This is a genomic window from Microlunatus parietis (assembly GCF_013407955.1).
Classification (GTDB): domain Bacteria; phylum Actinomycetota; class Actinomycetes; order Propionibacteriales; family Propionibacteriaceae; genus Microlunatus; species Microlunatus parietis.
The window spans coordinates 4,212,164-4,234,291 of the sequence record NZ_JACCBU010000001.1 but is presented as its reverse complement, the minus strand read 5'-3'; the positions used below and the strand labels follow the sequence as shown (position 1 = coordinate 4,234,291).

At 70.1% G+C, this 22,128-nt stretch carries 20 protein-coding genes and 1 pseudogene; 9 read left to right on the top strand and 12 right to left on the bottom strand.

Annotated features, from left to right (window positions below; genetic code table 11):
• Nucleotides 1–27: 27 nt before the first annotated feature.
• Nucleotides 28–1,194: a pyridoxal phosphate-dependent aminotransferase gene (locus BKA15_RS20280; RefSeq protein WP_446685531.1), complete on the top strand. Its 1,167-nt coding sequence runs from the start codon at nt 28–30 to the stop codon at nt 1,192–1,194.
• Here the strand turns inward: BKA15_RS20280 and lgt are convergent.
• Nucleotides 1,176–2,062, bottom strand: a pseudogene (gene lgt, locus BKA15_RS20275) (prolipoprotein diacylglyceryl transferase). The gene BKA15_RS20280 and the pseudogene lgt sit on opposite strands and share 19 nt — an antisense overlap.
• 69 nt (nt 2,063–2,131) lie before the next feature.
• Between lgt and BKA15_RS20270 the strand changes: the two are divergent.
• The 3 genes from BKA15_RS20270 (at nt 2,132) to BKA15_RS20260 (ending at nt 3,627) form a co-directional block, all read left to right on the top strand.
• On the top strand, nt 2,132–2,362 hold the full coding sequence (locus BKA15_RS20270) for a CopG family transcriptional regulator (protein WP_179753791.1): 231 nt from the start codon (nt 2,132–2,134) through the stop codon (nt 2,360–2,362).
• A complete protein-coding gene (locus tag BKA15_RS20265) occupies nt 2,359–2,775 on the top strand; it encodes a type II toxin-antitoxin system VapC family toxin (protein WP_218871492.1) in 417 nt (138 codons plus the stop codon). Before BKA15_RS20270 ends, BKA15_RS20265 begins: the two co-directional genes overlap by 4 nt.
• 345 nt (nt 2,776–3,120) lie before the next feature.
• Nucleotides 3,121–3,627, top strand: coding sequence for a hypothetical protein (locus tag BKA15_RS20260; protein ID WP_179753788.1), 507 nt, complete (start codon nt 3,121–3,123; stop codon nt 3,625–3,627).
• A 6-nt stretch (nt 3,628–3,633) separates the two neighbouring features.
• On the opposite strand, the gene BKA15_RS20255 is transcribed toward BKA15_RS20260, so the two are convergent.
• Complete coding sequence (locus BKA15_RS20255; RefSeq protein WP_179753787.1) at nt 3,634–4,266, bottom strand: hypothetical protein; 633 nt, start codon at nt 4,264–4,266, stop codon at nt 3,634–3,636.
• 101 nt (nt 4,267–4,367) lie between these two features.
• On the opposite strand from BKA15_RS20255, the gene BKA15_RS20250 reads away from it, so the two are divergent.
• Both BKA15_RS20250 and BKA15_RS20245 read left to right on the top strand, forming a co-directional pair.
• Complete coding sequence (locus tag BKA15_RS20250) at nt 4,368–5,366, top strand: ATP-binding cassette domain-containing protein (protein WP_179753785.1); 999 nt, start codon at nt 4,368–4,370, stop codon at nt 5,364–5,366.
• Nucleotides 5,363–6,178, top strand: a complete 816-nt coding sequence (locus BKA15_RS20245) for an ABC transporter permease (protein ID WP_179753783.1) — start codon at nt 5,363–5,365, stop codon at nt 6,176–6,178. The genes BKA15_RS20250 and BKA15_RS20245 overlap by 4 nt, the downstream gene beginning before the upstream one ends.
• Before the next feature lie 13 nt (nt 6,179–6,191).
• On the opposite strand, the gene BKA15_RS20240 is transcribed toward BKA15_RS20245, so the two are convergent.
• Nucleotides 6,192–7,064 (bottom strand): NmrA family NAD(P)-binding protein, encoded by an 873-nt coding sequence (locus tag BKA15_RS20240; RefSeq protein ID WP_179753781.1) that lies wholly within the window; start codon nt 7,062–7,064, stop codon nt 6,192–6,194.
• Nucleotides 7,065–7,147: 83 nt separating this feature from the next.
• Between BKA15_RS20240 and BKA15_RS20235 the strand changes: the two genes are divergently transcribed.
• Nucleotides 7,148–7,597, top strand: coding sequence for a MarR family winged helix-turn-helix transcriptional regulator (locus BKA15_RS20235; RefSeq protein WP_179753778.1), 450 nt, complete (start codon nt 7,148–7,150; stop codon nt 7,595–7,597).
• A 79-nt stretch (nt 7,598–7,676) separates the two neighbouring features.
• On the opposite strand, the gene BKA15_RS20230 is transcribed toward BKA15_RS20235, so the two are convergent.
• A complete protein-coding gene (locus BKA15_RS20230; RefSeq protein ID WP_179753777.1) occupies nt 7,677–8,978 on the bottom strand; it encodes a glycosyl hydrolase family 28-related protein in 1,302 nt (433 codons plus the stop codon).
• A gap of 113 nt (nt 8,979–9,091) precedes the next feature.
• Complete coding sequence (locus BKA15_RS20225; RefSeq protein WP_179753775.1) at nt 9,092–12,217, bottom strand: AfsR/SARP family transcriptional regulator; 3,126 nt, start codon at nt 12,215–12,217, stop codon at nt 9,092–9,094.
• Nucleotides 12,218–12,257: 40 nt separating this feature from the next.
• Between BKA15_RS20225 and BKA15_RS20220 the strand changes: the two genes are divergently transcribed.
• Nucleotides 12,258–12,620 carry a hypothetical protein gene (locus BKA15_RS20220; protein ID WP_179753773.1) on the top strand — a complete coding sequence of 121 codons (363 nt, stop codon included), beginning with the start codon at nt 12,258–12,260 and terminating at the stop codon, nt 12,618–12,620.
• Here BKA15_RS20220 and BKA15_RS20215 read toward each other — a convergent pair.
• From BKA15_RS20215 to BKA15_RS20190, 6 genes are all read right to left on the bottom strand, one after another.
• Complete coding sequence (locus BKA15_RS20215; RefSeq protein WP_179753771.1) at nt 12,613–13,449, bottom strand: spermidine synthase; 837 nt, start codon at nt 13,447–13,449, stop codon at nt 12,613–12,615. The genes BKA15_RS20220 and BKA15_RS20215 overlap by 8 nt on opposite strands.
• A complete protein-coding gene (locus BKA15_RS20210; protein ID WP_179753769.1) occupies nt 13,446–14,444 on the bottom strand; it encodes a sugar-binding transcriptional regulator in 999 nt (332 codons plus the stop codon). The genes BKA15_RS20215 and BKA15_RS20210 overlap by 4 nt, the downstream gene beginning before the upstream one ends.
• A 58-nt stretch (nt 14,445–14,502) precedes the next feature.
• The gene (locus tag BKA15_RS20205) at nt 14,503–15,090 is read right to left on the bottom strand and encodes an anthrone oxygenase family protein (RefSeq protein WP_179753767.1); all 588 of its coding nucleotides are present in this window, start codon (nt 15,088–15,090) and stop codon (nt 14,503–14,505) included.
• Nucleotides 15,091–15,421: 331 nt separating this feature from the next.
• Nucleotides 15,422–16,222 (bottom strand): SDR family NAD(P)-dependent oxidoreductase, encoded by an 801-nt coding sequence (locus tag BKA15_RS20200; RefSeq protein WP_179753765.1) that lies wholly within the window; start codon nt 16,220–16,222, stop codon nt 15,422–15,424.
• Nucleotides 16,215–17,168, bottom strand: coding sequence for a transketolase family protein (locus BKA15_RS20195; protein ID WP_179753763.1), 954 nt, complete (start codon nt 17,166–17,168; stop codon nt 16,215–16,217). Before BKA15_RS20195 ends, BKA15_RS20200 begins: the two co-directional genes overlap by 8 nt.
• Nucleotides 17,165–18,076 (bottom strand): transketolase, encoded by a 912-nt coding sequence (locus BKA15_RS20190; RefSeq protein WP_179753761.1) that lies wholly within the window; start codon nt 18,074–18,076, stop codon nt 17,165–17,167. The genes BKA15_RS20195 and BKA15_RS20190 overlap by 4 nt, the downstream gene beginning before the upstream one ends.
• A 138-nt stretch (nt 18,077–18,214) precedes the next feature.
• Here BKA15_RS20190 and BKA15_RS20185 point away from each other — a divergent pair, with 138 nt between their 5' ends.
• On the top strand, nt 18,215–19,282 hold the full coding sequence (locus BKA15_RS20185; protein WP_179753759.1) for a hypothetical protein: 1,068 nt from the start codon (nt 18,215–18,217) through the stop codon (nt 19,280–19,282).
• Nucleotides 19,283–19,438: 156 nt separating this feature from the next.
• Here the strand turns inward: BKA15_RS20185 and clpB are convergent, their stop codons facing one another.
• Nucleotides 19,439–22,033, bottom strand: coding sequence for an ATP-dependent chaperone ClpB (gene clpB / locus BKA15_RS20180; RefSeq protein WP_179753757.1), 2,595 nt, complete (start codon nt 22,031–22,033; stop codon nt 19,439–19,441).
• Nucleotides 22,034–22,128: the final 95 nt, after the last annotated feature.

The following is a 22,128-nucleotide window of genomic DNA, read 5'->3' as shown; positions in this document are numbered from 1 at the left end:
GCGCGTGTCGCGGCGTAGGCTCTGGCCGTGCCCTCCGCCTGGAAAGCAGCCCGAGTCGCATCCTCGGCGCCGACGATCTTCGCCGAGATGTCGGCGCTCGCCGTCCGCACCGGGTCGATCAACCTCGGCCAGGGCTTTCCCGACACCGACGGCCCCGACTTCATGCTGGCCGAGGCGCGGCAGGCGATCGCGGACGGACTGAACCAGTATCCGCCGGGTCGCGGCATCGAGCCGCTGCGCCGGGCGGTCGCCGATCACGCCCGGCGGCACTACGGCCTCGACTACGACCCGGAGACGGAGGTGCTGATCACGACCGGGGCGACCGAGGCGCTGGCGGCGGCGATCCTGGCCTTCGTCGATCCGGGCGACGAAGTGATCGCGCTGGAACCGTTCTACGACTCCTACGCTGCGGCGATCGAACTGGCCGGCGGCGTCCGGGTCGGCGTCGGCGTGTTCGGCCCGGACTTCCGGCTGGACACCGAGCGGCTGCGGGCGGCGGTCGGGCCGCGGACCAAGGCGTTGTTGATCAACTCGCCGCACAACCCGACCGGTGTCGTGCTGACCCGGGCCGAGCTGGAGTTGATCACCCGGCTGGCGATCGAACACGACCTGATCGTGATCACCGACGAGGTGTACGAGCATCTGATCTTCGACGACGCCGAGCACCTGCCGCTGGCCACCTGGCCCGGCATGCGCGAGCGGACGGTCCGGATCTCGTCGTCCGGCAAGACGTTCTCGGCGACCGGATGGAAGATCGGCTGGGCGATGGCGCCGGCGGAGTTGATCACCGAGGTGACCGCGGTGAAGCAGTTCCTCACCTACGTGTCCGGGGCGCCGTTCCAGCCCGCGATCGCGCGCGCCCTGAACGAGGGCGACGCCTGGGTGGCCGGGCTGCGCAAGGAATTGCAGGGCAAACGGGACCGGCTGGCCGAGGGTCTGCGGGCGATCGGGCTGGACCCGGTGATCCCGCGCGGTACGTACTTCATGACCACCGATGTCCGGCCGCTCGGCTATGACGACGGGATCGCGTTCTGCCGGGACCTGCCCGGCCGCTGCGGCGTCGTCGCGATCCCGCACCAGGTGTTCTACGACGACGTCGAGGCCGGCCGGCCGTACGTACGCTGGGCCTTCTGCAAGTCCGACGCCGTGATCGACGAGGCCGTGGCGCGGCTGCGTCAGCGGTCCGCGGGCTGAGCCACCGACGCCTTCGGGTCCGGGTCCGGGTTCGTGGGCTCGGGCGGGTCGCCCTCGACGATCTCCTCCCGGCCGGGGCGGAACCTGAACAGCAAGATCACCACGATCACGGCAGCGACGAAGACGATCAAGGACGTGTAGTTGTTCAGGCGGAACCCGCCGACCTCGTTCACCGGGTCGATCCGCAGCGCCTCGATCCAGAACCGGCCCGCCGTGTAGAGCGCGACATAGAGGGCGAACACCTTGCCCCGGCCCAGCTTCAGCCGGCGGTCGATCATGATCAACACCGCCGCCGCGGCAAGGCACCAGAGCAGCTCGTACAGGAACGTCGGGTGGAACGTCTCGTACTGTTCGTAGCCGGCCGGTCGGTGCTGCGGATCGATCACCAGGCCCAGGGCAGCACCGTCGGCGTACCGAAGAGTTCCTGGTTGAACCAGTTGCCGAGCCGCCCGATCGCTTGTGCCACGAGGATTCCGGGCGCGGCCGCATCGGCCAGCGCGGCGAACTTGATCTTGCGCTTCCGGGCCACCAGCCAGGCACCGAACGCGCCGAGCGCGACGCCGCCCCAGATGCCGAGCCCGCCCTGCCAGATCTTCAGTGCGTCCAGCGGGTCGCGGCCCGGGCCGAAGTAGAGCTGATAGTCGGTGATCACGTGGTAGATCCGGGTGCCGACGATCCCGAACGGCACCGCCACGGCACAGACCAGTTCCATCGAGTCCGCCCGGCCACCGCGCGCCCGCCAGCGCCGGTTCGCGATCAGGAACCCCACCAGAATGCCGGCGATGATGCAGAGCGCGTACGCCCGCAACTCGAACCCGCCGAGGTTCCACGACGACACCGGCGGGCTGGGGATGCTGAGCACCGGAATCCCGATCACGCGGATGAGCCTCTCACGCGCAGCCCGACAGCACTATCCTCCTTCTAGTAGGATTGCGCCATGAGTTCCTCGGGCGCGCTGGAGAAGCACTCCATCACGATGCCGGCGGCGACGTCGGAGGGCGTACGCGCTCGCGCCGGAGCCCGCGGATTCTCCTCCTATGTCGCCGAGGCGGTTGCCCGGCAACTCGAACGCGATGCGCTGGACGACGTCCTGGCCCGGATGGAGGCCGAACACGGTCCGGTCGACGAGGACGAGGTGTCCGAGATTCTGGGTCGACTTGCCCGGTGATCATCCGCCCGCATTCGATCCTGCTCGACGCCGAGGCCCTGTCCGCCCTGGCCGCCGGCACCAGGACCATGCAGGCCTGGGCGACGGCCGCGCGCCGGAGTGACTCGATCCTGCACGCCTCCGCCGTGACCCTGGCCGAGGTCACCGACGGGACGGCACGCGATGCGGACGTCCGCCGCATCAGCAAGGCCCTCCGGATCGTGCCGGTCAGCGAGGAGATCGGCTACACCGCCGGTCGACTGCGCGCCGGCGCGGCGAGCACCCGACGGAAGCCGCGGGACCTGGCGGTGGACGCGATCGTCGCCGCCACGGCCTTGGTCCTGCCGCCTCCGGTCGCCGTACTCACCGGGGATGTGAGCGATCTGCGCCATCTCCTCGCCGACACCGAGGTCAGAATCGAAGGCCTCCGGTAACCGGACAGCGCCGCTTCCGGGGCCGAGTGACACCAGGGCCGCGACAGCCACCGAACGAATGTTGTGAAGATACAACATCGCGTTGTATCCTCACAACATGGTGGGGCGCCATCCGAAGAAGGAGATCGCAGAGGTCATCCGTTGGCTTCCTGACCACCTGATCGCAGTGCAGACTGATGCCGGGCATCGGTGGGGTTATGTCGAATGCATCCGGTGTGGAGAGCGAGTCAGCATCTGGTCGACGCCCAGAAGCGCAGGCAACCACGCCAAGGACCTTGCGAGGTTCGCACTGCGGCACGAACACCTGGAGAAGCGGGACGATCGGGTCAAGGAGGGGAGATCGACATGACGACCTACGAGTTCACGGCGGTGCTGGACCGACCGGTCGAGACCGATGCCGACCATGATCGACTGTTCGAGGCCGGGCTGGACGACACCACTCCGGAAGGACGGCAACTTCGGGTCCACCGGGAGGCGGACCGGCTTCTGGACGCGATCCGCACGGTGATCATCGACAGCCGCAGGGCCGGATTCGAGGTGGTGGGTCTCGACTACGAGGATCTGGTGACCATCGAGACCATCGCCGGGCGACTCGGACGCACCTACGAATCGGTTCGCTTGTGGAAGGCAGGGAAACGCGGACCGGGCGGATTCCCGGAGCCGGTCAACTCCGGCGGATTCAACCTCTACAGCTGGACGGCGGTCCGGATCTGGCTGGCCGAGCACGAGTTCGAGGTCGATGGACTTCCTGCCGCCGAGGACGAGCTGCTGCTCGCTGCGGCCGACCACCTGCTGCGCGCCCGTTCACTGGCAGGTGATGCCTGGGCGGCCCTGGCCAAACTGGCCGCGTGACTCCGATCAGGGAGCCGAGCGGTACCAGCGACCGACGCCGGGGAGCCACAGGATCAGGCAGGCGACGCCGATGTAGACGGCCGGGGCGATCCACCAGAGCAGCGACACCGGGTAGAGCCACCAGGCGGACCAGCCGAGCGCGGCGACGCCGACCGCGGTGTGCACGATCCGGGCCCAGGAGCGGCGGACCAGCACGATGAAGCCGGTGATGAACGACGCGGTCGGGAACAGATAGAGCGGCCAGGCGAGGCCGTCGATCAACCCGTAACTGAACCGCTGCAGGGCGTGGTAGACGCCGCCGTCCAGCCCGTCGGTGCCGAGGCTCTGCGCACCGACGGCGGCCATCAGCCAGGCGAAGGTGAGGCAGCAGATCCATTGCAGCGATGCGGTGACGGCCATCGTCGCCGCCATCGCGATCACGGCCGGCCGCTGCACCGGCAACGGGCCCGGCACCGGACCGGTCGGGTAGGTCATCGGGCCGGCCGTCAGCGGCGGCTGGCCGGCGGGCATGGGCGGCGGCAGCGGTGGTCCGACATAGGGGTCGATCCGGGCCGGCGGGGCCTGCGGATCCGACGGGGACTGGCCGTACTGCTGCAGGGAGCCGCCGTACCCTCCGTACGGTCCCCCGGTCTGCGTCATGCCCACCACTGTATTTCAGCCGCGGGGAGCGAATCCCGGTGACGGTGCCGTGATACCGCGCTGATGCCGCCGTGAAACCGGACCGGCCGAGCATCGGGGCCATGAACACTTCTGCTCCGTCACTCGCCGTGAACGCCGAGGGTCTGGTCAAGGCCTTCGGCAGCCATCGCGCCGTGGACGGGATCGACCTGGCGGTCCACCCCGGGGAGATCTTCGGCGTCCTCGGACCGAACGGCGCCGGCAAGACCACCGTGCTGCGGATGCTCGCCACGCTGCTCACGATCGACGCCGGCCAGGCCGAGATCTTCGGGTACGACGTCCGCCGGCAATCCCATCAGGTACGCCAGCTGCTCGGCGTCACCGGCCAGTACGCCTCCGTGGACGAGAAACTGACCGGCCGGGAGAACCTCTGGATGTTCGCCCGGCTGCAGCGGATCTCCTCCGCCGAAGCCCGCAAGATCGCCGACCGGCTGCTCGAACAGTTCGGCCTGACCGAGGCCGCGAACCGCCCGCTGGACCAGTTCTCCGGCGGCATGCGGCGCCGGCTGGACCTGGCCGCCAGCCTGATCACCCGGCCGCCGTTGATCTTCCTCGACGAGCCGACCACCGGCCTCGACCCGCGCACCCGCGGCCAGATGTGGGACACCATCCGGGAACTGGTGGCGAGCGGCTGCACGCTGCTGCTGACCACACAGTACCTGGACGAGGCCGACCAGCTGGCCGACCGGATCGCGGTGATCGACCGCGGCGTGAAGGTCGCCCAGGGCACGCCGGACGAACTCAAGTCCTCGGTCGGCAACTCGACCCTGCAGCTGCGGCTGACCGACCCGGCCGCTCTCGGCACGGCCGTTCCGGTGATCACCCGGACCACCGGCGCCGAGCCGGTCCTCACTCCGGAGGTCGGCGCGCTCAACGTGGCCCTGGCCGATGCCGACCGGGCCGCGGCGATCTTGATCGCCCTCCGCGACGCGGGCGTCTCGATCGCCTCGGTCTCCGTACGGAAACCCACCTTGGACGAGGTCTTCCTCGCCATCACCGGGCACGAGGCGACGACCGCCGAGCCCGACGACACCGACGAACTTCTGGAGTTGGCACGATGACCACCCTCGATCTTCCCGCGGCCACGATCACGCCGCCCCGGGCCCACCTCGACCCGGCCGACACGGTCAGCCAGACGCTGACGATGGCCTGGCGCGCGTTGAAGCGGATGCGCCGCAACCCGGAGCAGTTCTTCGACGTGACCATCCAGCCACTGCTGTTCACGGCGATGTTCGCGTTCATCTTCGGCGGCGCGATCTCGGGCGACGTGCAGTCCTACCTGCCGCTGCTGATCCCCGGCATCCTGGCCCAGACGGCGCTGACCGCCTGCATGGCGACCGGCGTCCAGCTCCGCGAGGACATGGAGAAGGGCGTGTTCGACCGGTTCAAGTCGCTGCCGATCGCCCGGATCGCGCCGCTGGCCGGGCCGATGGTGGCCGACCTGGTCCGCTACGCGATCGCCTCCACCCTCACCTTCGCCGTCGGCATCGCGATGGGTTACCGGCCCGGCGGCGGCGTCGCCGGGGTCGCCGGCGCCATCCTGCTGGTGATCATCGGCAGCTGGTCGCTGGCCTGGGCGTTCACGTTCGTCGGCACCGTAGCCCGGTCCGCCCAGGCGGTGCAGGGTATCTCGATGATGATCATGTTCCCACTGACGTTCCTGTCCAACGCGTTCGTACCGGTGGAGACGCTGCCGGGCTGGCTGCAGTGGTTCGTCAACCTGAACCCGGTCTCGCACATCGTGTCGGCGGCTCGTGATCTTGCGAACTCCGGTGCGGTGACGATCGAGGTGCTGGTCGCCGTGATCGGCTTCGCCGTGGTGATCGCGATCTTCGCCCCGCTGTCGGTCTGGTCCTACAAGCGGAAGCTCTGATCATGGTCCGTGGTCAGCCGACCAGGCTCAGGTCGTGGCTGGTGATCCAGGCGTCCAGGTCGTGCCAGCCGACCTCCGGGTAGTTCCGGCGGAGTGCCGCGAGGTCGACGGTGTAACCGCCGTTGCGGAAGAACCTGATCATCCGCAACCCGTCGTCACCCAGCTGATCAGCGATGGCCGCCTCCGGGATCTCCTGGTACCTGATCGGCCGGCCCAGTCCGGCCGAGAGCCGCTCGGCGACCTGGCTTCCGGTGGCCTCGATCGAGGCGAGCTCGATCCGGTCGCCGGCGAACCGGTCCGGGTCCTCGATCACCAGCGCCGCGAAGGCGGCCAGGTCGGCCAGCACGATCTGCTGCAGCGAGACGTCGGCCGGCAGCGCGAAGGCGTACGTCCCCGCTCGGAGACTCTCCTGATACCAGGGCGACGTGAGGTCGCCGAGGAACGCGGCCGGCGCGACCACCGTGTGCGGGATTCGCCCGGCGGTGAGGTGCCGCTCCACCTCCGCCTTGCTCTCGAAGTGCGGGATGCCGGTGCCGTCCAGGGCGCTGGCGACCGAGGCGTAGACCAGGTGCGGCACGCCGACCGAGCCGATCGCGTCGGCGGCGGCGATCGACTGCCGCGTCTCGGTCGCCGGATCGACCTCGAACGGCGTACCCATGAGATAGGCGGCGTCGGCACCGCGAGCCGCGGTGGCCAGCGAGGCCGGGTCCTCGAAGTCGCCCTGCCGGAGCTCGGCACCGAGGCCGGCCAGCGCCGTCGCGGCGGCCGAATCCGGGCGCCGGGTCAGGGCCCGGACGGAATGCCCGCGGCGCAGCAGTTCCCGGGCGACGGCGCCGCCCTGGTTTCCGGTGGCGCCGGTGACCAGCACCGTACGAGGCTCGCTCATGATCATCTTTTCCTTGTCTCGGCAATACTTGTCTAGGCAAACATTGACTGATCAAGAGTTATTCCCGGTCTACGATGCGGATCATGAGAGAGCAGCCGGACCGGGAGCTGGCCTGGCTCGAACTGCAGCAGGCGACGTCGCGACTGCGGTCGGCCCTGAGCCGTCGGGTCGCCGAACACGCGGGCATGTCGGCGACCGAGCACGACGTGCTGTGGCAGCTGGCCAACGACGTCGACCGCCGGCTGACCATGTCCGATCTCGCCGAGCGGGCCATGATCACGCCGAGCGGCGCTACCCGGCTGGTGGCCCGGCTGGAGCGGGAGGGCTGGGTCCGGCGCGAGACCGACCCGGACAACCGGCGGATCGTCTACGCGGTCCTCACCCCGGCCGGCGCCCGAGCCACCCGGACCGGCCTGAAGCCGATCCACCAGGCCCGACAGGAACTCTTCGACGACAGGCTCACCGACACCGACGTCGCCGACCTCCGCCGAGTCCTCGGCAAGCTGCTCCGGCGGCTACCCACGGTCGACTGACCGCACCCTGAACCTGTCGAAGGGCCAAGCCGGAGGTGGCCTTGCCCTTCGACAGGCCCATGGAGCGTTGTGGCTTGGCTCAGGCAAGACCGCCGATGTAGGCGTGGTTGTCGGCGACGTGGTTGTTGGTGCCAAGGTTCTGCACCGGCGCCGGCGCGGTCCCGGAGTCGACCTGGCTGAGGTTCGAGTGGGCCACGCAGCCGCGCGTGGTCGCGGCGAGGTGGACCACCCCGCCGCTGGCCGCGCCGGTGTTCCGGCCGATGTTGTGGGAGACCATGCAGGCGACCGAGTTGTGGAGCTCGAAGCCGTTCTTGCACGAGTTCGCCTGGTTGTGCAGCAGGGTGATCAGGTTGCTGTCGCGTACCTCGATCGGCACCTCGCGCTCCGCCAGGCCCGATGTGTCGAACAGCTGGTTGCCGGTGATCCTGCTGTTGTTGCAGTCGACCACCCGGACCCCGGCCCAGTCCTCGCTGCTGCCGGCCAGCTTGTAGATCAGGTTGTCGCAGACCCACGAGTCACCGGTGCCGCGCAGCTCGACACCGGCCACAGCGGTGTTGAAGTGACTGTCCCGGACGGTGGTCCACGGCCCCTTTCGGCCGTTGTCGCCGACCTGCGTCTGGACTCCGATCTTCCCGCCGACGGCCACGGCGTTGTAGATCACCGTGCCCTCGTTCAGCGGCCCGATCCGGATCCCGACGCCGGCGCTGGACAGGTGCGGGTTGCTGATCAAGCTGTCCACGCAGCGGCCCTGCAGGTCGATGCCGATTCCCGAACCGTTGCTGCGGTAGTTGATCGTGTCGATCATGGACTTCCAGCCGTCCTGCAGCGCGATGCCGGTAGCCCAGTGCCCGGTGGTGCCGGACAGGTCATGATCAAGTTCGAGGTTCCTGATATTGCAGTGCGGGTACTGCCCGGTCGGCTTGCTCCACACCGCGCGGATCGCACTCCGGCCGTCCGGGTTGCGGGTCAGGACGGAGAGGTCACGTACGTTCAGGTAGTCGAAGTCCCGGGTGGCGTCGTCGCTGACCAGGCTCAGGTCGAAGCCGTGGCCGGCTACGGTGAAGATCACCCGCGTCACGCCGATGCCCGAGCCGATGATCGAGAGCGAACGGGCCTGACTGGTGATCGTCCGGTCGCAGCGGTACGTGCCCGGCGGGAAGAAGATCGCGCTCAGCTTCCCGGACTGATCGATCGCCTGTTGGATCGCGGGCGCGTCGTCGGTCACGCCGTCGCCGGTGGCGCCGAAGTCCTTGACGTTCTGCCAGTCACCGCTCGCCTCGGCGTGCGCCGGCCCCGCACCGGCCACGACGGCCACCGTTCCGATCGCGGCACCGACGGCGCCCAGACCGAGAAAATGCTTGCGGCTGATCGACTCGGACATCCTCGTCCTCCTGGGTCGGGCCGGAGACGGCCATCGTGAATCGATTCATTGAAACGATTTACGGGGGACTCTAGTGGCGACGAATCGGCCCGGTCAAGGGCCGGGCGCCCGGATCAGAGGAGTTCTTTGATCAAGCCTCGGACCTGATCGCGGAGGTCGCGCGGCAGCCGTCCGGCCAATTGGGCGCCGAGCTGGTCGAGCTCGCCGGGGCAGGCCTGCTCGATCTCTGCGAGGACGAGCTCGGCCCCGGTCGACGGGAGGGTACGGACGACCGTGAAGGCCTTCGCGTACGCCAGCAGCCGGACCGCCTGGTCGGGCCGGTGCGACGACAGCCAGGCGCCGAGGGCGAAGACGACGGTGCCGACGATCGGGAAGTCGGTGAACGCCGCGTCCGGGCCGAGATAGCTGTCCAGCTTGCCGAGCAGGACCCGGTACAGGGCCTCGGCGTCGTCCGGCGCGCCGAACCGGTGGAAGGCGCACAGCGCCGCCGACTCGGTGAAGAGCAGCCAGGGTGCGTGCTCGGTGATCATGGAATCGGGCAGCCGGAACTCGCGCATCCGGGGCAGCGCCTCGCGGTACTCCTGCAGGCCGGCAGCGATGTCGCCGCGGGCGAAGGCGAGTTCGGCGTCCAGGGTGGCCAGCACCGTGTCGCCGCCGTTCAGGTAGGACCTGATCTGGCGGGCCCGCAGCCGTTCGATCTGCTCCTCGGCCCGGTTCAGCCGGCCGGCCCAGATCGCGGTCAGCGCCAGCAGGCCCTGCAGGTGGGCGGCGTCGTCAGTCGCGTGCAGCCGTTCCATGATCGGGAACGCCTCGGCCGCGTACCGTTCGCCGGTTCGCCAGTCGCCGAGTTGCAGGTGCAGCTCGGACAGGCCGTTGAGCAGGACGGCCCGCATCCACGGCCCGTCGGCCGGCCGGCACAGCTCCAGGCCGCGTTCGCCGGCCGCGATCGCGGCCTGCGGGGCGCCCTCGTTCTCGGCCAGGTGCATCAACCACTGACTGGCCTGCAGGGCAAGGTCGCGGTCGCCGGACCGGGTGACCTCGTCGAGTCGGTCGATCCGGGCCTGCAGGGTCTCGTCGTCACCGAGCATCAGCATGGTGCGGGTCAGGCCGGCGATCCGCGGGTCCGCGGTTCCCGGACCGAGTCGCTGCAGCAGTGCGAGGCCGGTATCGACGGAGTTCTCGCCGTAGTAGATCACGGTGTTCACCAGGACGGTGACGATCGCGGCGCGGGTCGCGTCGGCAAGATCATCAGGTGGGTCATAGCCGGTCAGCGCACGCTCGACGCCGGACACCAGCCCGACGATCCGCTGATGATCACCGATGATCCACCAGAAGCCGCCCATCGTGGCCAGGATCGCCACGATCGCGTCGGTGTCGACGTCCGCGACCGCCTGCCGCAGGGCTTCGTTGAGGTTGCCCTCCTCGATCACCAGGCGGTCGACGGTCTCGTACTGGCCGGGGCCGTGGAGCGACCCGTACTGCTGCCGGCACAGGTCCACTGCCCAGCGCCGGACGGCGCGCTCCACCGCCGCGGTCTGGCCGAGCCGGCGCTGCTGCAACAGCCCGTACTCGCGGACGGTCTCCAGCATCCGATAGCGAACCGCGGCACCCTCCTCGACGGTGATCAAGGACTGATCGGCGAGTTCCTCCAGCAGGCGCACCGGATCGCCACCGACGACGGCCGCCGCGCCGGCCAGGCCGAAGCCGTCCCGGAACGCGGCCAGCCGCCGGAGCGCGTATCGTCCCTCCTGATCGAGCAGGTTCGCCGACCAGTCGATCACCGCCTCGAGCGTGCGGTGCCGGTCCGGAGCCAGCGGGTCCCGGCTGCGCAGCAGTCCGAACCGGTCGGCCAGCCGCTCGGTGATCTCCGCGACCGACATCACCCGGATCCGGGCGGCGGCCAGTTCCACGGCGAGCGGCAATCCGTCCAGCCGGTCGACCAGGACACCGATCTGATCATCGTCCAGGACCGCGTCCGGCCGGGCCGCGGTCGCGCGGCGCCGGAACAGCGCCACCGCATCGGACCGGCTCAGCTGCGGCAACGGATAGGTCCGCTCGGCCGCGAGGCCCAGCGGCGCCCGTGACGTGGTCAGCACAGTCAGTTCGGGCAGGTTGGCCACCAGCGGCGCGACCAGCCGAGCCACGCCGTTGATCACGTGCTCACAGTTGTCGATGATCAACAGGGTCGGCGCCCCGGCCAACTTCTGGGCCAGCCGGGACCGCAGATCGGCCCGCTGCTCCGGGGTCAGCGCGCGCCGCGACGCCACCGAGTCGCGGACGCCGAGCGCCGACGCGACCTCGGTGATCACCTCGTCGTCGCCGGTGATGCCGACTAGTTCGACCATGTGCACGATCGGCTGCGGCGCCGACCGGCCGACCGCGTGGGCCAGTCTGGTCTTGCCGAGCCCGCCGGGGCCGATGATCGACACCAGCCGGGCCGTCGTGATCAAGCCGACGACGGCCCGGGTGTCGCCGGCCCGGCCGATCAACTGGTCCGGCTCGAACTGGACGCCGGCCCGGACCGGCCGATCCAGCGCCAGCAGATGGGACTGGACCCGCTGCAACTCCGGGCCCGGGTCGGTGCCGGTCCGCGCGGCCAGGTCGCGCCGGTGCTCCTCGAACCGCTCCAAGGCGGCGGCCGGACCGCGCACCGCCGCCTCGCTGCGCAACAGTGCCGCGAGTACGGACTCGTCGACCGGGCCGCGTTCGACCAGTGGGGTGAGGGTGGCCAGCGCCGCCGGATGATCACCGCTGCGGCTCTGGGCCAGGCCGAGCAGCGTGGTCAGCGCGGCCCGGTGCCGGTGTCCGGCCGCGCGCAGGTCGGCGATTGGCTCCGGCAGGTTCGGGTCCGGGGCGGCAACCGGGATCGCGAGTGCCTGCTCGGCCAGCCGGCGAGCCTCGGCGGTCGTTCCCGACGCCAGCGCGGCCCGGGTCTGCGCGACCGCCCCGGCCAGCGCCCGCGCGTCCACGTCGATGCCCGCGTTCAGCCGGTAGCCGGTCTGCGTGCGCGTGATCAACTCCGCCGAACAGGCCGCCCTGGTCCGCGACACCAGCACCTGAAGCGCCTTGGTCGGATCAGCCGGCGGATCGTCGCCCCAGACCTCCTCGATCAACCGGGCGTCGCCGACCGGCGTCCCGTCCGCCCTGGCCAGCGCGGCCAGCAGTGTCTGCGGCCGAGTCCCGGATACGGGTTCGCCCTGCCAGCGGACACCGTCGAGGACGGTCAGGGCGTACTGCACGGGTGCCAGCATAGGAGTGCGCTGCCGGTACGGTTGGACGATGGCGTACGAGAGCGTCGAAGTCGACACGAGTCTGACCGTTGATCAGATCGCGAAGGTGTTCCGGCGCGCGATCAAGACGGCCGACCCCGACGCCGGCTTCGGGCCGATCGAGATCGCCGAGGGACAGCCCGACGTGTACGGCGCGTACGCCTCCGGCAAGAACCTGATCATCCGCTGGTGCATCCAGATCTTCGTCCGCGAGGACGGCGATTCGCGCCGGGTGCAGTTGATCATCCTCGGCTCGTCGATGCTCGGCGCGGCCTGGAAGGGCACCCGGAACTCGTACTCGGCATCGATGGGGCGGAGTCGGGCCGAATTCGTCGTGGAGGCGCTGCGCGAGGTGGAGAAGCAGCTCAGTTGAAGTGGCTGAGGCCCTCCGGCGGGGCCGGCGACTCCTCCGCGTCGGCGTCGGTGTAGGGCTCCGCCCCGCCGGCCAACTGGTCCAGCCGGGCTCCGTGCACCACCCGGTACGGGAATGCGGCGCTGCCGGCCCGCTCGGCCAGCCGGTTCACCGGCAGCGGCACGGCCGAACCCATGATCAGGATGTTGCCGAACCGACGCCCCTTGAGCGTCGCCGACTCGGCAACGAACACGGTGTCGGCGAACGTGGCGCGCAGCCCGGCCAGCACCCGGCGGGCGTACGTGAGCGGAGCCCGGTCGGTGATGTTGATCATGAGCGTGCCGTCCTCGGCCAGCACCCGGGCCGCGTCGGCGAAGAACTCCACACTGCCGAGGGCGGCCGGTACCCGGGCCCCGACGAACGCGTCGACGATGATCACATCGGCGTAGTCGTCGCGCAGCCCGGCCAGCCCGGCCCGTCCATCCTCCGGCCGCACCTTGATCCCGCTCCGCTTGTCCAGCGGCAGGTGCTGACGGACGAACGCGGTCAGCTCGGCGTCCGGCTCGAAGACGAGTTGGGCCGAGGTCGGCCGGGTCGCCGCGACGTAGCGCGGCAGGGTCATCGCGGCGCCGCCGACGTGCACCACCCGGAGCCGGCGGCCGGGCACGGCGTGCGCGTCGACGGCGTCCGCGATCCGTTGCACGTAGTCGAATTCGAGGCGATGCGGGTCGTCCAGGTCGACATAGGACTGGTCGGTGAAGCCCATCCGCAGCGTGTACGCCCGCGGGTAGGCGAGGTCGCGGATCAGCCGCACGCCGCCGGGACCGGGGCGCAGTTCGAGATCGGTCATGAATGCGGTGCGTCCCGCTCGATGATCTTGCGCGCGGTGCCGAGGTCGGTGATCAACACGTCGATCCAGCCGCCGGCCGCGGCGGCCCGGATCGCGTCCACCTTGCGGTCACCGCCGGCGATGCCGATCACCCGGGGCACCTTCCGAAGTTGATCACTGCCGATGCCGACCACCCGCTCGTTCAACGGCGTGGTGATCAAGGTGCCCCACGCGTCGAAGAAGCGCAGACAGATGTCGCCGACCGCGCCGGCGGTCCGCAGCGCGGCCAGTTCGGCGTCGGGGACCGCGTTGCCGGACTCGCGGAGCAGTGGCGAGGGGCTGAGACTCCCGATGCCGGCCAGCAGCACGGTCAGGGCGTCCCATTCCCGGGTCAGTTCCGCGATGAACGGGTCCTCCATCAGCGCGTCCCGGACCGCCCGGGACTGCACGATGCCCGGCGCCGCGAGGAACTTCGGCGCACCGCCGGTGACCCGGGCGAACTGGTCGGTGAGCCGGGTCGCGTTGACCTGGACCCGCGGGTCGCCGACGCCGCCGAGCACCTGGACCACGTCGGTCGCGGTCGAGATCGTGCTCGGCCGCATCGCCTCGGCGGTGGCCAGCAGCGTCGCCGACCAGGAGCTGATCCCGATCCGGTCCGAGCCGGTCAGGGTGGTCTCCAGATAGGCGGCGCCGGCCGCGCCGAGTGCCAGCAGCAGGGTCGATTCGGCGTCCCCGTCGTAGTCGGCGACGACGACGTCGGTCAGCCCGTACCGCTGCCGCAGTTCGTCCTCCAGGTCGGTGTGAACGCCGGTCGGCGCCACGACGACGGTACGGACGATGCCGAGTTGGGCCGCCTCCTTGAGGAACCGGGACACCCGGCTCTGCGACATGCTGAGCCGAGTCGCGATCTCCGGCTGACGCACCCCCTGCTCGTGGTACATCCGCGCGATCTTGGTCAGCAACGCGAGCCGGTCGGTGCTCAACCGGGTACGCGGGGTCGCGGGTCGATCGAGCATGCTGCTCAGCGTAACCTGACACCGCCGCACCACGGTCCCGCCCGCGAGGTGCCGAGAACTACCGCTGCCGACCGATCGCCGTACTGCGGCCGAACAGGACCAGGGCCCAGCCCAGGCAGACGGTGGCCAGCACCGTGGCGACCGCCCGGACGTGGTTGAGCACGGTCCAGGTCTGTTCCTGGAACGCGGCCCGGACCGCGCCCGGATCGGCCAGCTGGTACGGATCGCCGGCGTACCGGATCGCCTGGTTGAGCGGCTCGTTCGCCGCCATCGTGATCATGATCCCGGCCAGGTCGAGCACCAGCGCGGTGATCAGCCAGGGCCACAGGTTCCGCCGCCCGGTGCCGGCCAGCGCGGCCCAGGCGATGCCGGTCAGCAGCAACGATCCCGCGATGCCGTAGCCCATGAAGAACGGCCCGAAGATCGCACTGTCCAGCCGCTGCTCCACGATCACGAACGTCCGGTCGTCGGTCCCGGCGAGCGCCGGCATGATCGTCTCCGACCAGTGCAGGTAGACCGCGGCGACGAGTCCCATGGCCAGGGTCGCCGCCAGCAGGACAGCCGCCCGCAACCGGTCCGCAGCCGTCATCCGCGGGACCGCATCGGTCGAGCGCGGGAGGTTCGGAGCAGAGTACGAGTGCGTCATGCCGATCAGTCAACCGGCGGTCGGCCCGACGGGCCATGTCCGAGCGGCTCACCCCCATATCCATCCGTCCTCCAAGCCATCGAGTGTGACGTTACGGCCTGGCGAGATTTCAGTGGTTCTTTCGTCACACTCGATGCCCGGAAGCCTCAAGGTGGTCGGGTCCGTTCTCCTGGTCGGGAGACAGTGGGCTGCTCGGTCTCACTCCGAGGCGATTCCCGGCAGCCGCTCGCCCTTGCCCCGTGCGCCACGCGGGATCGACCGGTCACAAGTGCAGCGACACGCCGCCAAAACGCCTGCTTTTGTGACCGGTCGGCGGGTTTTCTTGGGGGTTCTAGTTCATGAACATGCCGCCGTCGATGTTGATCGCCTGGCCGGTGATGTAGACCGCTGCGTCCGAGGCCAGGAAGAGGAGCAGGTTGGCGACGTCGTCGACCTCGGCGGGGCGGCCGAGCGGGATGTCGTCGATCCATTCCTCGATCAGCTCGCCCGGCCGGTAGTCGCCGAGGCGGCGGCCCCACTCGCGGTCGTTGTAGGCCCACATCTCGGTCCGGACGATGCCCGGGCAATAACAGTTGACCCGGATGTTGGCCGGCGCCAGTTCCTTGGCCAGCGACTGGCTCATCCCGACGATGCCGAACTTGCTGGCCGCGTACGCGGGCGTGTAGATGAAGCCCTGCCGGGCCTGGCCGGAGGCGGCGTTCAAGATCACGCCGCCGTCGCCCTGGCGGAGCAGCGGCAGGGCGGCGCGGGCGGTCAGGAAGGCCGCGGTGGTGTTCACCGCGAGCACTCGGTTGAAATCGTCCAGGCTGGTGTGCTCGAGCTCGTTGATCGTGATCACGCCGGCGTTGTTGATCAAGACATCGAGCCGGCCGGTCAGCTCGGCCACCCGGTCGAAGACGGCGGCGACGTCGGACTCGCGGGTCACGTCGGCCGGCACAGCGGTGAGCCGCAACCCTGCGGCCCGGCCGTCCTCCGCCGCCTGGCGTACCTGATCGTCCCGGTCCACCATGATCACGTCGGCACCGGCGCCGGCGAATGCCGTCGCGATGCCGAGCCCGATACCCCGTGCGGCGCCGGTCACGACGACCGTCCGCCCGGCGAAATGATCACGGAACAGGCCCGCGTCAGCCATGGTCGAGCACCTCCCGTGCCGCGGCGGCGACGCCGTCCGCGGTGAGTCCGAAATGGTCGAGCAGGAACGCCGTGCTGCCGGTCGGCGCGAACTCGCGCAGCCCCAGCATCCGGACCGGAACCCGGCGCGCCCGGTCCAGCCGGACCACCTCGGCCGCGACCGCGGCACCGAGGCCGCCGGCCAGGTTGGCCTCCTCCGCGGTGACGATGCCGCGCGTCTCACCGGCCGCCGCTTCGATCGCCGCGACATCCAGCGGAGCGAGGTAGGCGGCGTTCAGCACGCGAGCCGCGATCCCCTCCGCGGCAAGGATCTCGGCCGCCGCGACGGCCCGGGAGACCAGCGTCCCGGTGCCGATCAGGGTCACGTCGCCGCCGTCGCGGAGCTGCTGGAATCGGCCGCGTTCCAGGGCGACGCCGTCCGGGGTCACGTCGGGCACCGCGAACCGGCCGACCCGGATGAACGTCGGCCGCGGGCGTGCGGCGGCCTGCCGGATCGCCTCGGCGGTCTGCCGGCGGTCGGCCGGGACCACGAGGTCGAGGCCGGGCAGCGCACGCAGCCAGGACAGGTCCTCCGGGGAGTGGTGGGTCGGGCCCAGTTCCCCGTACGCGAGGCCGGGACTCATCCCGCACAAGATCACGTTCTGCGCGCTGTAGGCGACGTCGGCCTTGATCTGCTCCAGCGACCGGCCGGTGAGGAACGGCGACGCGGCGCAGACGAACGGGATCAGCCCGGCATTGGCCAAGCCGGCGCCGACGCCGACCAGGTTCTGCTCGGCGATGCCGACATTGATCAACCGGTCCGGGAACCGGTCCCGGAAACCGGTCAGGCTGCTGGAACCGACCGAGTCGTTGGAGACCGCGACGATCCGGCGGTCCTGCTCGGCGAGTTCGATCAAGGTCTCGGCGAACGCGGTCCGGTTGTCGTACGTGGGAGCCGCGGTGATCATGAGGCCACCCCCGCGGGCTCCTCGATGATCAACTCGGCCAGGGCCAGTTCCACCTGCTCGGCGCTCGGCACCTTGTGGTGCCACTCCACCCGGTCCTCGATGAACGAGACCCCCTTGCCCTTCACGGTGTTCGCGATCACGGCGACCGGACGGTCGGTGCCGGCCGAGGTGAGCGTGTCCAGCAGCGCGAGATGATCATGGCCGTCGACGATCCGTACCTCGCAGCCGAAGGCGGCCAGCCGCTGGTCCAGCGGATCGAGCCGGTTGGTCTCCTCGGTCCGTGCCCCCTGCTGCAGCCGGTTCCGGTCGACGATGATCATGAGGTTGGTCAGCCCGTGGTGGCTGGCCGACATCAGCGCCTCCCAGTTGCTGCCCTCCTGCAGTTCGCCGTCGCCGAGGACGACGAAGACCCGCGAGTCGCGGCCGGCCAGCCGGACCCCGAGCGCGGTGCCGAGCGCGACCGGCAGGCCGTGGCCGAGCGGTCCCGTGTTGGTCTCCACGCCGGGCACCTTGGTCCGGTTCGGATGCCCGTTCAGCGGGCTGAGCGGCGCCATGAACGTGGTCAGCTCGGCCGGCGGGAAGTAGCCGGCGGCGGCAAGCGTCGCGTACAGGGCCGCGGCGCAGTGGCCCTTGCTCAGGATGACGTGATCACGGTCCGGCCGATCCGGCCGCGCGGGGTCGATCCGCAGCACGCCATGGAAGAGCACGGTGAGCAGGTCGGTCACCGAGAAGTCGCCGCCGATGTGCCCGGCCTGGGCCGCCGTGATCATCTCGACCACCCGCCGCCTGGTCAGCGTCGCCGCCGCAGCCAGCACGTGCCGCCGCTCCGCCGCGTCGCCGGCCCGCACCCGGCGGCACCGCTCCGCCCAGTCCCGCCCGGCGGCGGCGTCGAACTCAAGCGTCGACATATCTATTCACTACTGACGAGTCGCCCACATGCGTCATCATCCCTTCCCGGCGCGGCCACGGTCAACCCCGGGCCCGAAGAGGACACCAGACGTCCGGTACGACTGTCAGGATGAGGTGTCATGACCGAATAGGCCGCGGTGGACTGGCTGCTGGAGTCCGACGAGCCCGGCATCCGCGACCGGACCCATCGCGAACTGCTGGACACCCCAGGCGACGAGAGTCCGAGCAGGATCCTGGCCGGACCTCGCGTGTCGGCCCTGCTCGCCGAGCAACAGCCCGACGGTGCCCTTGGCCCGGACCTCGCCAGGGTCGGCCGCTATCGGGGCTCCAGTCGCAGCCCGGAGAATCTGCGCACCGTCGAGACCGTCAGGCGCAGCCCGAGTCGTCGCTGGTCGACCACGCTGTGGCGGCTGGCCAGCCTGATCGACCTGGCCGCGCCGGCCGACGATCCACGGATCGCCGCCGCCGTCGAGTACGTGCTCGACCACGCCGTCGACCTGCCCCGGCACCGGCACGGGCCGACCATGATCAACGGACTGGCCCGGGTCTGCGCCGGCGGTGAGGGTTCGGTGCTGCGGATCGCCTGCTGGGCCGGGCTGGCCGACGATCCCCGTACCCACCGAATGGCCAAGGCGCTGCTGGACTGGCAATGGCCGGACGGCGGCTGGAACTGCCACCGCAACGCCTCCGGCCGCCGGTCCAGCTTCGACGAGTCACTGCTGCCGGCCTGGGGCCTGCACGAGTACGCGACCGCGATCGGCGACAGCAGCGCGGCCGAGGCCGTCGACCGGGCCGCCGAACTGTTCCTCGATCACCGCCTGCTGTACAGCCTCGGCAGCGGGATCCCCAGCCGCTGGCGACCCAAGCCGCCGCCGGCCGGCCAGATGATCAACTCGCGCTGGGCCAAACTCAGTTACCCGTCGACCTGGCACTACGACCTGCTCTCCGTGCTGCGCTTCCTGGCCCGGACCGGCCGGATCGACGATCGGCGCGGCCGCGACGGGCTGGATCTGCTGATCCGGAAGCGCCGCCGGGACGGGCTGTGGGCGGCGGACGCGCAGTGGGGGAGGTCGCCCGACAACCGGGCCCCGCACCCGGCGCCGGACTGGGGCGCACCGAAGGAACCTAACCCGATGATCACCCTGCTCACCCTCGGCGTCCTCCGCGCCGCTGCAGCTGCGGGCAGCGGTGCTGCATCAAGGTGACCTGCGCCGACGACCGTCGAGTACGGCGAGCGGTCGAGGCCGGGCTGATCCCGTTGATCATGAGCCTGGTCGCGCCGGGCGAGACGATCTGCGCGGCCGACTGAGCCTGCCGAAGGGCAGCACGATCCGGCCACCCTTCGACAAGCCCAGGGAACGCTAGGCCACGGGGACCTGAGCCACGACGACCAAGCCGTCGCTGGCGTCGTCGACGTCGAACGTGATGGTGTCGCCGTCGCCGATCTCGCCGGCCAGGACCCGCCTCGCCAGTTGATCTTCGATCGTCGACTGGATCAGCCGGCGCAGCGGCCGGGCACCGTAGACCGGGTCGAAGCCGGTCAGGGCCAGCCAGTCCTTCGCGCCCGGCGTCACCTCGACGGCGATCCGGCGGTCGGCCAACCGCTGGTTCAGCCGGTGCAGGTTGATCTCGACGATCTTGGCCAGGTCCTCGGTGCCGAGGGCGTCGAACAGGACGACCTCGTCGAGCCGGTTCAGGAACTCGGGCTTGAACGACCCGCGGACGATGCCCATCACGGCGTTCCGCTTGGACTCCGCGTCCAGCGTCTGGTCGGCCAGGAACTGCGACCCCAGGTTCGAGGTCAAGATCATGATCACGTTCCGGAAGTCGACGGTACGGCCTTGGCCGTCGGTCAGCCGGCCGTCGTCGAGCACCTGCAGCAGGATGTCGAAGACCTCGGCGTGCGCCTTCTCGACCTCGTCGAGCAAGATCACCGAGTACGGCCGCCGGCGGACCGCCTCGGTCAGCTGGCCGCCCTCCTCGTACCCGACATAGCCCGGGGGCGCACCGACCAGGCGAGCCACCGAGTGCTTCTCGGAGTACTCGCTCATGTCGATCCTGATCATGGCCTGCTCGTCGTCGAAGAGGAACTCCGCCAGCGACTTGGCCAGCTCGGTCTTGCCGACGCCGGTCGGGCCGAGGAACAGGAACGATCCGGTCGGCCGGTTCGGATCGGAGATGCCGGCCCGCGAGCGCCGTACCGCATCGGAGACGGCACGCACCGCGGTCCGCTGCCCGATCAGCCGTTCGCCCAGCCGCTCCTCCATGCTGAGCAGCTTCTCGCTCTCGCCCTCCAGCAGCCGGCCGACCGGGATCCCGGTCCAACTGGACACGACCTCGGCCACATCGGAGGCACCGACCTCCTCCGAGACCATCGGCTTGGTCTGCTTCTCCGCCTCGCTGGCGACCGCCAACTCCTGTTCCAGGGCAGGGATCTCGCCGTAGTTGATCTCGCTGGCGCGCACCAGGTCACCGTCGCGGAGGGCCCGGTCGGCGGCGCCGCGCAACTCGTCGATCTTCTCCTTCAGCTCGCCGACCCGGTTCAGGCCCTGCTTCTCCGCCTGCCAACGGGTCTCCAGGCCGCGCAGGTTCTCCTCGGTGTCGGCCAACTCCTCGCGCAGCCGGGCCAGCCGCTCGGCGCTGCCGGGGTCGGTCTCCTTCTCCAGCGCGAACTGCTGCATCTTCATCCGCTCGACGCTGCGCCGAAGTTGATCAATCTCCTCCGGCGAGGAGTCGATCTCCATCCGCAGCCGCGAGGCGGCCTCGTCGATCAGGTCGATCGCCTTGTCCGGCAGCTGCCGCGAGGTGATGTAGCGGTGCGACAGCGAGGCCGCGGCGACCAGGGCGGAGTCGGTGATCGCGACCTTGTGGTGCGCCTCGTACCGTTCCCGCAAGCCGCGCAGGATCGCGATCGTGTCCTCAACGCTCGGCTCGCCGACGAACACCTGCTGGAACCGCCGCTCCAGGGCGGGATCCTTCTCGATCCGCTCCCGGAACTCGTCCAGCGTGGTGGCGCCGATCATCCGCAGCTCACCGCGGGCCAACATCGGCTTCAGCATGTTGCCGGCATCCATCGAGGAGTCGCCGCTGGCGCCCGCGCCGACCACGGTGTGCAGCTCGTCGATGAAGGTGATGATCTGGCCCTCGGCGTCGCGGATCTCGTTCAGGACCGCCTTCAGCCGCTCCTCGAACTCGCCGCGGTACTTCGCGCCGGCGACCATCGACGACAGGTCGAGCGAGACCAGCCGGCGGCCCTTCAGCGAATCCGGTACGTCACCGGCGACCAGCCGCTGCGCCAGGCCCTCGACGACGGCGGTCTTGCCGACGCCCGGCTCGCCGATCAGCACCGGGTTGTTCTTGGTCCGGCGGGCCAGCACCTGGACCACGCGCCGGATCTCGGCGTCCCGGCCGATCACCGGGTCGAGCCGCCCCTCTCGGGCCTGTTCGGTGAGGTCGACGCCGTACTGGTCCAGCGCGGAGGAGGTGCCCTCGGCCTCGGCGCTGGTCACCCGCTTGCTGCCCCGGCTCTCGTTGAACGCGGTGGTCAGCTTCTCGGCGGTCGCACCGAGATCGGTCAGGATCTTCTTGGCCTCGGAGTCGATCGCGGCCAGCGAGATCAGCAGGTGCTCGGTGGCGACGAAGGAGTCGCCGAGCTGCTCGGCCCGGTTCTCCGCGTCAGCCAGCACCCGGGCCAGGGAGCCGGACAGCTGCGGCTGGCTCACCGACGAACCGCTGGCCGACGGCAGCTTCGCGATCGCGCCGCGGGCGGCAGCGTCGACCACCTGGGGATCGGCGCCGACCGAGCCGAGCAGCGGCCCGACCGTGTTGTCGGGCACCATCAGCAGCCCGTGCAGCAGGTGCTGCGGCTCGGCGCTCGGGTTGCCCGAGGTCAGCGCGTTGCGCAACGCGGCCGAGACCGCGTCGCGACTTTTGGTGGTGAGCTTGTTGGTGTCCATACCTTGGCTGTACTCCTGTACGACGACCTAGTTGAGTCTTCTGGGCTCAACTTTACGGTGATGGGCGCGCTGGATCAACAAGGTTGAGTGTGATC

Bases quoted from the DNA above. Each gene is read 5' to 3' on its own strand.
- BKA15_RS20205 (WP_179753767.1), bottom strand. From the start codon at position 15,090: ATGACGCACTCGTACTCTGCTCCGAACCTCCCGCGCTCGACCGATGCG.
- BKA15_RS20240 (WP_179753781.1), bottom strand. From the start codon at position 7,064: ATGAGCGAGCCTCGTACGGTGCTGGTCACCGGCGCCACCGGAAACCAG.
- BKA15_RS20260 (WP_179753788.1), top strand. From the start codon at position 3,121: ATGACGACCTACGAGTTCACGGCGGTGCTGGACCGACCGGTCGAGACC.
- BKA15_RS20210 (WP_179753769.1), bottom strand. From the start codon at position 14,444: ATGCTCGATCGACCCGCGACCCCGCGTACCCGGTTGAGCACCGACCGG.
- BKA15_RS20250 (WP_179753785.1), top strand. From the start codon at position 4,368: ATGAACACTTCTGCTCCGTCACTCGCCGTGAACGCCGAGGGTCTGGTC.
- BKA15_RS20255 (WP_179753787.1), bottom strand. From the start codon at position 4,266: ATGACGCAGACCGGGGGACCGTACGGAGGGTACGGCGGCTCCCTGCAG.
- BKA15_RS20235 (WP_179753778.1), top strand. From the start codon at position 7,148: ATGAGAGAGCAGCCGGACCGGGAGCTGGCCTGGCTCGAACTGCAGCAG.
- BKA15_RS20220 (WP_179753773.1), top strand. From the start codon at position 12,258: ATGGCGTACGAGAGCGTCGAAGTCGACACGAGTCTGACCGTTGATCAG.
- BKA15_RS20200 (WP_179753765.1), bottom strand. From the start codon at position 16,222: ATGGCTGACGCGGGCCTGTTCCGTGATCATTTCGCCGGGCGGACGGTC.
- clpB (WP_179753757.1), bottom strand. From the start codon at position 22,033: ATGGACACCAACAAGCTCACCACCAAAAGTCGCGACGCGGTCTCGGCC.
- BKA15_RS20195 (WP_179753763.1), bottom strand. From the start codon at position 17,168: ATGATCACCGCGGCTCCCACGTACGACAACCGGACCGCGTTCGCCGAG.
- BKA15_RS20245 (WP_179753783.1), top strand. From the start codon at position 5,363: ATGACCACCCTCGATCTTCCCGCGGCCACGATCACGCCGCCCCGGGCC.
- BKA15_RS20190 (WP_179753761.1), bottom strand. From the start codon at position 18,076: ATGTCGACGCTTGAGTTCGACGCCGCCGCCGGGCGGGACTGGGCGGAG.
- BKA15_RS20215 (WP_179753771.1), bottom strand. From the start codon at position 13,449: ATGACCGATCTCGAACTGCGCCCCGGTCCCGGCGGCGTGCGGCTGATC.
- BKA15_RS20270 (WP_179753791.1), top strand. From the start codon at position 2,132: ATGAGTTCCTCGGGCGCGCTGGAGAAGCACTCCATCACGATGCCGGCG.
- BKA15_RS20230 (WP_179753777.1), bottom strand. From the start codon at position 8,978: ATGTCCGAGTCGATCAGCCGCAAGCATTTTCTCGGTCTGGGCGCCGTC.